General features: G+C 49.8%; 8 protein-coding genes and 1 other RNA gene. 8 read left to right on the forward strand and 1 reads right to left on the reverse strand.

The features are described 5' to 3' along the window. Positions 1-57 precede the first annotated feature (57 nt). From narU to narI, 8 genes are all read left to right on the forward strand, one after another. Positions 58-1,449, forward strand: coding sequence for a nitrate/nitrite transporter NarU (gene narU / locus FH968_RS04965; protein WP_139878011.1), 1,392 nt, complete (start codon positions 58-60; stop codon positions 1,447-1,449). A gap of 199 nt (positions 1,450-1,648) precedes the next feature. Next, entirely contained in the window at positions 1,649-2,356 is a 708-nt protein-coding gene (locus FH968_RS04970; RefSeq protein WP_139878015.1) for a GntR family transcriptional regulator, read from the forward strand. 8 nt (positions 2,357-2,364) lie between these two features. Further along, positions 2,365-3,339: a sugar phosphate isomerase/epimerase gene (locus tag FH968_RS04975; RefSeq protein WP_139878017.1), complete on the forward strand. Its 975-nt coding sequence runs from the start codon at positions 2,365-2,367 to the stop codon at positions 3,337-3,339. A 94-nt stretch (positions 3,340-3,433) separates the two neighbouring features. Then, positions 3,434-4,699 (forward strand): MFS transporter, encoded by a 1,266-nt coding sequence (locus FH968_RS04980; RefSeq protein ID WP_139878018.1) that lies wholly within the window; start codon positions 3,434-3,436, stop codon positions 4,697-4,699. 328 nt (positions 4,700-5,027) lie between these two features. Beyond that, positions 5,028-8,774, forward strand: coding sequence for a nitrate reductase subunit alpha (locus FH968_RS04985; protein ID WP_139878019.1), 3,747 nt, complete (start codon positions 5,028-5,030; stop codon positions 8,772-8,774). Further along, on the forward strand, positions 8,771-10,306 hold the full coding sequence (narH, locus tag FH968_RS04990) for a nitrate reductase subunit beta (protein WP_139878020.1): 1,536 nt from the start codon (positions 8,771-8,773) through the stop codon (positions 10,304-10,306). Before FH968_RS04985 ends, narH begins: the two co-directional genes overlap by 4 nt. Then, positions 10,303-11,004: a nitrate reductase molybdenum cofactor assembly chaperone gene (gene narJ / locus FH968_RS04995; RefSeq protein WP_139878021.1), complete on the forward strand. Its 702-nt coding sequence runs from the start codon at positions 10,303-10,305 to the stop codon at positions 11,002-11,004. The genes narH and narJ overlap by 4 nt, the downstream gene beginning before the upstream one ends. A gap of 2 nt (positions 11,005-11,006) precedes the next feature. Then, positions 11,007-11,684 (forward strand): respiratory nitrate reductase subunit gamma, encoded by a 678-nt coding sequence (gene narI, locus FH968_RS05000; RefSeq protein WP_139878022.1) that lies wholly within the window; start codon positions 11,007-11,009, stop codon positions 11,682-11,684. Between the two features lie 143 nt (positions 11,685-11,827). Here the strand turns inward: narI and FH968_RS05005 are convergent. Next, a non-coding RNA gene (locus tag FH968_RS05005) (RtT sRNA) lies at positions 11,828-11,910 on the reverse strand; the annotation flags it as partial.

Raw genomic sequence — 11,910 nt, forward strand, 5'->3', positions numbered from 1 at the left:
CATTCTCCATTTGCACCTAATGTGACGGCAATTACTCACACTTCTTTTGAGGTATTTATGTCTCAGTCCCCCAACCATAGCCAGAAAAAGGGATCGCTCATTACCGAATGGCGACCAGAAGAACCCGCATTTTGGCAAAGCAAGGGTCACGGCATTGCCAGTCGAAATTTATGGATTTCTGTTCCTTGTTTGTTGTTAGCATTCTGCGTGTGGATGCTGTTCAGTGCCGTTGCGGTTAACCTGAATAAAGTCGGTTTCAACTTCACCACTGACCAACTCTTTATGCTTACCGCACTGCCGTCTGTTTCCGGTGCATTGCTGCGTGTGCCTTACTCCTTTATGGTGCCTGTATTCGGTGGCCGCCGCTGGACCGCATTTAGTACAGGGATCCTGATTATCCCTTGCGTGTGGTTAGGTTTTGCGGTGCAAAACCCTGCAACTCCGTTTGGCGTATTTATCATCATTGCGCTGCTGTGTGGTTTTGCCGGTGCGAACTTTGCTTCCAGCATGGCAAACATCAGCTTCTTCTTCCCGAAAGCAAAACAGGGTGGCGCACTCGGTATTAACGGTGGTCTGGGTAACCTGGGCGTGAGCGTAATGCAATTAGTCGCGCCGCTGGTGATTTCGCTGTCCATGTTTGCGGTGTTTGGCGGAACAGGGGTTGAGCAGGCCGACGGCACAATGTTGTTCCTGGAGAACGCCGCATGGGTGTGGGTGCCGCTTCTGGCTATCTTTACTCTGGCAGCCTGGTTTGGCATGAATGACCTGGCGACCTCAAAAGCGTCACTGAAAGCGCAGTTGCCGGTACTTAAACGTGCCCACTTGTGGATTATGGGCGTGCTGTATTTGGCTACTTTCGGCTCGTTTATCGGTTTTTCTGCCGGTTTTGCGATGCTGGCAAAAACTCAGTTCCCGGACGTCAATATTTTGCATTTCGCGTTCTTCGGCCCACTGTTTGGTGCGCTGGCACGTTCTGCGGGTGGCGCTATTTCTGACCGCTTCGGTGGTACTAAAGTCTCGCTTATCAATTTCGTGTTTATGGCTGTGTTCAGTGCGTTGCTCTTTACCACACTGCCACACAACGGCGTAGGTGGTAATTTCATTGCTTTCTTCGGCGTGTTCCTGATGCTGTTCCTGACTGCCGGTTTGGGTAGTGGGTCAACCTTCCAGATGATCTCTGTAATCTTCCGCAAATTGACCATGGATCGCGTAAAAGCGCAGGGTGGCGGTGAAGAACAAGCGTTGCGTGAAGCCGCTACGGATACTGCTGCGGCGTTGGGCTTTATCTCTGCAATTGGTGCAGTTGGCGGCTTCTTTATTCCGAAGGCATTCGGTACTTCGCTTGCGTTAACAGGCTCTCCTGCAGGCGCGATGAAAGTCTTCCTCGTGTTTTACATCGTTTGTGTGGTGATTACCTGGGTCGTTTATGGCCGCAAGTCATCCAGATAATATTTTAACCGATTGACCTTTTGGTTATCCCTTGCGCGACGTCGTCGCGCTTTTTTTTGCCTGAAATACCCCCCTGATCCTGCCTGATTCTGAGAGAAACCTCACATTTAGAATAACTACTCACCCAAGTACCATTGTCACTTTCGCAGGCAAAGAGTACCTTTTCTTTAAATCTGGTTTAAACCAAATGGGTTAAAGCATGAAAAGCAGTTCCACAGTAGAAGCCGCAAAAGAGATGCTCAACGACTGGCTGAGCAAAGGTGTGGTCCAGCCGGGCAGTAAATTACCTTCCGAACGTGAACTGGAAGAGTTGCTGGGCATCAAGCGCATGACGCTGCGGCAGGCGCTGTTGTTTCTCGAAGGGGAAGAAAAGATCTTCCGTAAAGATCGTCGCGGCTGGTTCGTCGCCTTACCGTGTTTCAAATACACCCCGAATACTTCCACCAGTTTTAAGCAGGCCGCGCTGGAACAGGGGCGTTTACCATCCTGGGGATTTCTGGAGAAAGAGCGCATTTATAGCGCAGAACCGGAAATTTTGGCGCTGTTGAACGTCAAAGAGGGTGATGAAATCTACAAGATTTGTGGATGGGGAGCCCTTGATAACCATAAAGTTTTCTATCATGAAACCTTTATCAACGCGCAGTTTGCACCCAGTTTTATCGACAAATTAGGCGATCGTTCATTTGTGGAAGTGTGGCAAGAAGCCTTCGGCAAAAGCTCGCACACGCAGCATTTAGCGTTTAAACCAACACGGCTTTCGGCGGGCGCCTGCAAAGGTATGGGCGGCACACCCGGCACACCGGCTATCCGTGTTGAAAAATACCGTGCTGACGAAGTCGGGCACGTTATTCAGGTTGATATTGAATATTGGCGTTTTGAATCTGTAGAGTTTTATATCGATTTATAGGAGTTACCATGGATAGCATCCAAGCTACAAAAATTATCGAGCGCGCCGCGGATCTACCGCTTTATCTGCATGCCTATGCGTTTCATTTAAATATGCGTATGGAGAAGATCCTGCCGGAAGATTTGCTGGATATTGCCAGCCAACAGCAACTGAAAGGGGTGAAGATTCATGTTGTTGATGGTGAAAGCCAGTCGCTAAGACATGCCAGCGATGAGCGCCTCGAGCGTTTTGCGGCAAAAGCGCGCCAGTTAGGGCTGGATGTACATATCGAAACCAGTGCGTCGGATGCGCGTACGATTGATGAAGCGGTCAATATTGCGCTGAAATCGGCTGCCACATCAGTGCGGTTTTATCCACGCTATGAAGGCACGTTGTCTGAGGTAATGGAAATTATTGCTAAAAATATTCAATACATTAAAGAGCAATACCAACACAGCGGCCTGACCTTTACTCTTGAGCAACACGAAGATCTGCAAAGCCATGAGCTGGTACAATTGGTGCAACAGGCCGACTTCCCGCAGCTTTCCCTGCTGTTTGATTTTGCCAACATGATTAACGCCAATGAAGAGCCACTTGAAGCGTTGGCGGTGATGGGAAAAGAAATCACCCAGGTGCATATCAAAGATGCGTTGATTAACCACGAAGGTACCGGACGCGGGCATACCGCATGTATTTCTGGGCAAGGTGAATTGCCGTTTAAAGAGTTGTTGCTGCAATTAATCTGTTTAGGTGAGGATAAACCCCAAGTCACGGCTTTCGGTCTGGAAGAAGAAGTGGACTATTACGCGCTAGCATTTCGTTTTACCGATGAAGACAGTAATCCGTGGATACCATTACGTGAGATGAGTGAAACACCTTTACCTACATTGGGGCTAGCTGAAAGGCTGAATAAAGAAATTGATGATGCAATGAATCAAATCAGTCATGTCCGCAATATTGTTGCTGATCTGAATAAAGATGCGCTAGCTGTATTAAATAAATAATTAGAATCATTTAAAGCCAGGTGTCTCATGTTGCGTGAGATAACTGTACTCTCAAAACAATAATGAATGCCGCTAATTCAGGGTGGGGTGTCTTATGCTAACTAAAAAAAGATGGACTATATTTAGTCTGTTGGTTCTGTGCGGTGGAACAATATATAAATTACCATCATTGAAAGATGCATTTTATGTTCCTATGCAGGAGTATTTTCATCTGACCAACGGTGAAATTGGTAACGCGATGTCGGTCAACTCGATTGTCACGACGATTGGTTTCTTCCTGTCTATTTATTTTTCTGACCGTCTGCCACGTCGTTTTACCATGTCGTTTTCACTGATCGCTACCGGTCTGCTGGGCATTTACTTATCTACCATGCCGGGCTATTGGGGAATACTGTTTGTCTGGGCGCTGTTCGGTGTGACTTGCGACATGCTCAACTGGCCGGTGCTGTTAAAGTCCGTCAGTTTACTTGGTGACAACACCCAGCAAGGGCGCTTATTTGGCTTCTTTGAAACTGGACGTGGTATTGTTGATACCATTATTGCCTTTAGTGCGCTGGCGGTATTTACCTGGTTTGGTAGCGACTACTTTGGTTTTAGAGCAGCTATTTTATTCTACTCCGGCATCGCGATTGTCGTCGGCGTGGTCATTATGTTTGTGCTGAAAGAAAGCCCAGAAGAGCAAGTGGTGAAGCAAGAAATTCCCGGGGAAAAAGAAGATAAACCAGGTCTTGGTAGTGTATTAAAAAATAAAACCGTTTGGTTGATTTCCTTCAGCGTATTCTTTGTGTACGCGGTGTATTGCGGCTTAACTTTCTTTATTCCATTCTTAAGAAACATCTATGCATTACCGATAGCCTTGGTGGGTGCATACGGAATTATTAACCAATATTGCCTGAAAATGGTCGGTGGCCCAATTGGCGGTTTAATTGCTGATAAAGTTTTAAAATCACCAAGCAAGTATCTGTTCTATACTTTTATTATTAGTGCCATTGCATTAGTCGGCCTGATTTTATTACCACATGAACATATGCCAGTTTATTTGGGTATGGCCTGTACTTTGATGTTTGGCGCGGTGATCTTTACCCAACGTGCCGTGTTCTTTGCTCCTATCGGTGAAGCGGGAATTAGTGAAAAAAATACCGGTGCTGCGATGGCATTGGGGAGCTTTATTGGCTATGCCCCAGCGATGTTCTGTTACAGCCTGTATGGATACATTTTAGATTCCAATCCTGGTCTGTTTGGCTATCAAATTGTATTCGGTCTGATGGCTGTCTTTGCCTGTGCAGGGATAATTATTTCAGGTTTGCTCATTAAAAATATCCATGCTGAACGTCAATCCCAACCGTTGCCGTCAGCCTAAACATTGCTCAGTTTAGATGGGGCTGAAAAGCCCCATTGTTATACCCCCTGACTTCACCTTTTCAGACTTACCCCTTAATACCCAGCAGCATTAATTTCTACTCCTCGCATTTTGTTACTACGCCAATAATAACTGTATTTTCAATTTGTTAGCTGTTTAATTGTTACTGCCACTTTGGTGGTATGCCGGCAGGGCTACCCCAAAGTGTCCTCATCTACAGTTGATCATTATCAATTATCCCTTCATTTACGCGGGTTACCGTGCCAGCAAATAAGCAATGTCGTATTCATAAGATAGAGCCTCCAGGCTCCACATCAGGAGAACCCCGATGAGCAAATTTCTTGACCGGTTTCGTTACTTCAAACAGAAGGGCGAAACTTTTGCCGATGGACATGGCCAACTGCTCGATACCAATCGTGATTGGGAAGAAGGTTATCGCCAGCGGTGGCAGCACGATAAAGTGGTACGTTCCACTCACGGTGTAAACTGCACTGGCTCCTGTAGCTGGAAGATCTATGTTAAAAGCGGCCTGGTGACCTGGGAAACTCAGCAAACCGATTACCCGCGTACTCGCCCAGATATGCCAAACCATGAACCACGCGGCTGCCCACGTGGCGCAAGTTATTCATGGTACCTCTACAGTGCTAACCGCCTGAAATATCCTTTGATGCGTAAGCGTCTGATCAAACTGTGGCGTGAAGCGAAAACTCTACATGAAGATCCAGTGGATGCCTGGGCCTCAATTATCAACGATCCCGAAAAAGCAAAAAGCTATAAACAAGCTCGTGGTCGCGGTGGTTTTGTGCGCTCAAGCTGGTTGGAAGTGAATGAGCTTATTGCTGCGGCAAACGTCTTTACCGCAAAAACCTTCGGCCCTGACCGTATCGCAGGCTTCTCGCCAATTCCGGCAATGTCTATGGTGTCTTACGCATCGGGCGCTCGCTATCTTTCCCTGATCGGTGGTACTTGTCTGAGTTTCTACGACTGGTATTGCGATTTGCCGCCTGCGTCGCCAATGACGTGGGGCGAGCAAACTGACGTGCCGGAATCTGCTGACTGGTATAACTCCAGTTACATCATCGCCTGGGGTTCTAACGTTCCGCAGACGCGTACACCGGATGCGCACTTCTTTACGGAAGTTCGCTACAAGGGCACCAAAACTGTTGCGGTAACGCCGGACTATGCTGAAATCGCCAAGTTGTGCGATCAGTGGCTGGCACCGAAGCAAGGGACTGATGCAGCAATGGCACTGGCAATGGGCCACGTTATGCTGCGTGAATTCCACCTCGACAACCCAAGCCAGTATTTCACCGATTACGTTCGCCGATATACCGACATGCCAATGTTGGTGATGTTAGAAGAACGCGATGGTTTCTATGCCGCAGGCCGTATGTTGCGTGCCTCTGATCTGGTTGATGGTTTGGGCCAGGAAAATAACCCGCAGTGGAAAACAGTGGCGGTGGACAGCCAAAACGGTGAGCTGTTGGCACCAAACGGTTCTATCGGTTATCGCTGGGGCGAGAAAGGCAAATGGAACCTGGAACAGCGTGATGGCACCAGCGGCGAAGAAGCCGAGCTGCGCTTGAGCCTGTTGGGTAGCCATGACGAAGTCGCCGACGTAGGTTTCCCATACTTTGGCGGCGAAAGCTCCGAGCATTTCAGCAACGTTAAACTCGATAACGTGCTGATGCACAAACTACCGGTGAAACGTATTCAACTAGCGGATGGTTCTACTGCACTGGTTACCACCGTTTACGATCTGACGCTTGCAAACTACGGCCTGGATCGTGGCCTGAATGACGAAAACTGTGCATCCAGCTATGACGATGTAAAAGCGTATTCGCCAGCATGGGCTGAGCAAATTACAGGTGTTTCTCGTCAGAACATCATCCGTATTGCGCGTGAGTTTGCTGACAACGCCAACAAAACGCACGGCCGCTCGATGATTATCGTCGGGGCGGGTCTGAACCACTGGTTCCACATGGACAGCAACTACCGCGGCCTGATTAATATATTGGTCTTCTGCGGTTGTGTAGGCCAGAGCGGCGGTGGTTGGGCACACTATGTGGGCCAGGAAAAACTGCGCCCGCAAACAGGCTGGACGCCTCTGGCGTTCGCGCTGGACTGGCAGCGCCCACCACGCCATATGAACAGCACTTCGTTCTTCTACAACCACTCAAGCCAATGGCGCTATGAGTCGCTGACCGCCGAAGAACTGCTTTCGCCACTGGCGGATAAATCCCGTTACAGCGGCCACCTGATTGACTTCAACGTGCGCGCTGAACGCATGGGCTGGTTGCCATCTGCACCACAGCTCAACACTAACCCGCTTAACATTGCGAAGCAGGCGAAAGCCGCAGGCATGAGCCCGGCAGATTTCACCGTACAACAATTGAAAAGTGGTGATATTCGGTTTGCAGCAGAGCAGCCGGATGCAGGCAATAACCATCCGCGTAACCTGTTTGTCTGGCGTTCTAACTTGCTGGGTTCCTCCGGTAAGGGGCATGAGTACATGCTCAAGTATCTGCTTGGTACTGAAAACGGTATTCAGGGTAAAGATTTGGGTAAAGAAGGCGGCCTGATGCCGGAAGAAGTCGAGTGGGTAGACAACGGTCTGGATGGCAAACTTGATCTGGTGGTGACGCTGGACTTCCGTCTGTCGAGCACCTGTCTGTATTCCGATATCGTGCTGCCAACTGCTACCTGGTATGAAAAAGACGATATGAATACTTCGGATATGCATCCGTTTATTCATCCGCTTTCTGCCGCCGTTGACCCAGCCTGGGAATCGAAAAGCGACTGGGATATCTATAAAGACATCGCCAAGAAATTCTCTGAGGTGTGTGTCGGCCACTTAGGTAAAGAAACTGATGTAGTGACACTGCCAATTCAACACGACTCGAGTGCAGAATTGGCGCAGCCGTTTGGCGTGCAGGACTGGAAAAAAGGTGAATGTGACCTGATTCCGGGTAAGACCGCGCCGCATTTGATGGTGGTTGAGCGTGACTATCCGGCGACTTACGAGCGTTTCACCTCTATTGGCCCACTGATGGAAACCATCGGTAATGGCGGCAAAGGTATTGCCTGGAATACGCAGAGCGAAATGGACCTGCTGCGTAAGCTCAATTACACCAAAACAGAAGGGCCAGCAAAAGGCCAGCCAATGATTAACTCGGCAATTGACGCCGCTGAGATGATCTTAACGCTGGCACCTGAAACCAATGGTCAGGTTGCTGTTAAAGCATGGGCGGCGCTGAGTGAATTTACTGGACGCGACCACACTCATTTGGCGCTCAATAAAGAAGATGAAAAAATTCGCTTCCGCGACATTCAGGCACAACCGCGCAAAATTATCTCCAGCCCGACCTGGTCTGGCCTTGAAGATGAACATGTTTCTTACAGCGCCGGTTATACCAACGTTCACGAGTTGATTCCATGGCGTACGCTGTCTGGCCGCCAGCAGTTGTATCAGGATCACCAGTGGATGCGTGATTTTGGCGAAAGCCTGCTGGTGTACCGTCCACCGATTGATACTCGTTCCGTGAAAGGGATTATGGGTAAAAAATCCAACGGTAACCCAGAGAAAGCACTGAACTTCCTGACACCGCACCAGAAATGGGGCATTCACTCAACATATAGCGATAACTTGCTGATGCTGACGCTGTCACGCGGCGGCCCGATTGTGTGGATGAGCGAAATCGATGCCAAAGATTTGGGTATCGAAGATAACGACTGGATTGAAGTATTTAATAAAAACGGTGCGCTGACGGCGCGTGCGGTGGTGAGCCAGCGTGTGCCAGAAGGCATGACGATGATGTACCACGCTCAGGAACGTATCGTGAATCTGCCAGGTTCTGAAATCACCGGTCAACGGGGTGGGATCCATAACTCGGTCACCCGTATTAGCCCGAAACCAACCCATATGATTGGTGGTTATGCACAGTTGGCATACGGCTTTAACTATTACGGCACCGTCGGTTCAAACCGTGATGAGTTCGTGGTGGTTCGTAAGATGAAAGACATTAACTGGTTAGACGGTGAAGGCAACGACCAGAAACAGGAGAGCGTAAAATGAAAATTCGTTCACAAGTCGGCATGGTGCTGAATCTTGACAAATGCATCGGCTGTCACACCTGTTCTGTGACTTGTAAAAACGTCTGGACCAGCCGCGAAGGGATGGAATACGCGTGGTTTAACAACGTCGAAACCAAACCGGGTCTCGGTTATCCGAACGACTGGGAAAACCAGGAGAAATGGAAGGGCGGCTGGATCCGTAAAATCAACGGTAAGCTGCAACCACGCATGGGTAATCGCGCCATGCTGCTGGGTAAAATATTTGCCAACCCACATTTGCCGGGTATTGACGATTATTACGAACCGTTTGATTTCGACTATCAGCATCTGCATAACGCACCGGCAGGAAAACACCAGCCGATTGCGCGCCCGCGTTCGCTGATTACCGGCCAACGCATGAACAAAATCGAAGCCGGCCCTAACTGGGAAGAGATCCTCGGTGGCGAATTTGAAAAACGCGCCAAGGATCAAAACTTCGTCAATATGCAGAAAGCGATGTATGGCCAGTTCGAGAATACCTTTATGGCGTATTTACCGCGTCTGTGCGAACACTGCCTGAACCCGGCGTGTGCAGCGACCTGTCCGAGCGGTGCTATCTACAAGCGTGAAGAAGACGGCATTGTGCTGATTGACCAGGACAAATGCCGTGGCTGGCGCATGTGCGTCACCGGCTGTCCATACAAGAAAATCTACTTCAACTGGAAGTCCGGCAAATCCGAGAAGTGCATTTTCTGCTACCCACGCATTGAAGCGGGGATGCCGACTGTGTGTTCCGAAACGTGCGTTGGCCGTATTCGTTACCTCGGCGTACTGCTATATGACGCGGATGCTATCGAGCAGGCAGCAAGTACGGAAAACGAAAAGGATCTCTACGAGCGTCAACTGGGCATTTTCCTTAACCCGAACGACCCTGCGGTTATCGAGCAGGCGCTGAAAGATGGTGTGCCACAAAGCGTGATTGACGCCGCACAACAGTCGCCGGTTTACAAGATGGCGATGGACTGGAAGCTGGCTCTGCCTCTGCACCCGGAATATCGCACGCTGCCAATGGTTTGGTATGTACCGCCGTTGTCGCCAATTCAGTCTGCCGCTGATGCAGGTGAATTACCGCACACTGGAATTCTGCCAGACGTTGAAAGCCTGCGTATTCCGGTGGAATACCTGGCGAACTTGCTGACTGCAGGGGACACCGCACCGGTTCTGCGCGCGCTGAAACGCATGATGGCAATGCGCCATTACAAACGTGCAGAAACTGTTGATGGGGTTCACGATATCAGTGCGCTGGAAGAAGTTGGATTGACTGAAGCGCAGGCGCAGGAGATGTATCGCTACCTGGCAATTGCTAACTACGAAGATCGTTTTGTTATCCCATCCAGCCATCGCGAACTGGCAGCAGATGCGTTCCCTGAGCGTAACGGTTGTGGTTTCAGCTTTGGTGACGGTTGCCACGGGTCTGACAGTAAATTCAACCTGTTCAATAGTAAACGTATCGACGCGATTGATGTGTCCAGCAAAACGGAGCCAAAACCATGATTGAACTTCTGGTCATTTCCCGCTTGCTTGAGTACCCGGATGCTGCCCTGTGGCAGCACAAGCAGGAACTTCGTGACGCGTTAGCGGAAGGCGGCTCGCTCAATTTGCAACAGGCAGCGCTGCTGAACGATTTCATTACGACGCTATGCAGCCGTGAATTGCTGGATGCGCAGGCAAGCTATAGCGAGTTATTTGATCGCGGTCGTGCAACCTCATTACTGTTGTTTGAACATGTTCATGGCGAGTCCCGCGATCGTGGTCAGGCGATGGTGAACCTAATGAACCAGTACCAGCAGGCCGGTATGGAAATCGACAGCCGCGAGCTGCCGGACCATCTGCCGCTGTATCTTGAATATCTGTCACAGCGTGACGAAGCTCAAGCACGTGATGGGTTGCAGGATGTGGCGCCGATTCTGGCATTACTGGCAGCGCGCCTGAAACAGCGTGAAAGCGATTATGCCGTGTTGTTTGAGGTGTTACTGGGTTTATCCCAAAGCGATGTAGCCGTTGAAAGCGTAAGCCAGCAAATTGCAGATGAAGCTCGCGATGATACACCGCAGGCTCTGGATGCCGTTTGGGAAGAAGAACAAGTGAAGTTTGTTGCAGACGCGGGGTGTGGTGAATCTGAAATTAGCAGTCACCAGAAGCGCTTTGCCGGGGCTGTTGCTCCGCAGTATTTGAATATCGGAGGACAGTAACCATGCAATTTCTCAATGTGTTCTTCTACGACATTTACCCGTATATCTGCGGCACGGTATTCCTGGTGGGGAGTTGGTTGCGTTACGACTACGGCCAGTACACCTGGAAAGCGGGCTCTAGCCAAATGCTGGATAGAAAAGGGATGAACCTGGCATCAAACCTGTTCCACATCGGTATTCTGGGTATTTTTGCCGGACACTTCCTTGGGATGCTGACCCCGCACTGGATGTACGAGTCATTCTTGCCAATCGACGTGAAGCAGAAAATGGCGATGATTGCCGGTGGTGCGTGTGGTGTAATGACGTTGGTAGGGGGCTTGCTGCTGCTTAAACGCCGTCTCTTAAACCCACGGATTCGTGCGACATCGACGGTTGCGGATATTCTGATCCTCAGCCTGCTGGTGATTCAGTGTGCATTGGGCTTGTTGACCATTCCGTTCTCGGCTCAACACATGGACGGTAGTGAGATGATGAAGCTGGTGGGTTGGGCGCAAGCGGTTGTGACGTTCCACGGCGGAGCATCACAACATCTGGATGGTGTGGCGTTTATCTTCCGCGTGCACTTAGTGCTGGGTATGACGCTGTTCCTGCTGTTCCCGTTCACCCGGCTGGTGCATGTATGGAGTGCGCCGGTTGAATATCTGACACGTAAATATCAGATTGTTCGCGCTCGTCGCTGAGTGCTTTATACCGGATTTGAAAATACCTGGCTTCGGCTGGGTATTTTTTTGTCTTTTGAATGGTGAACAGTGTAAGGGGGGGGTGACAAGGTCAATAAACGTTGGGGTGTGCGATTTGGAAGTTTTGAATTTGGTCTGGAAGATGGTGGCGGGGGAAGGATTACTCGATGCTAAAGCATCTCGCCCTTCGGGTCGTTGCCTGCGGCAACGCTTTCTCGCTACGCTC

The organism is Buttiauxella sp. B2 (assembly GCF_006376615.1).
Taxonomy (GTDB): Bacteria; Pseudomonadota; Gammaproteobacteria; order Enterobacterales; family Enterobacteriaceae; genus Buttiauxella.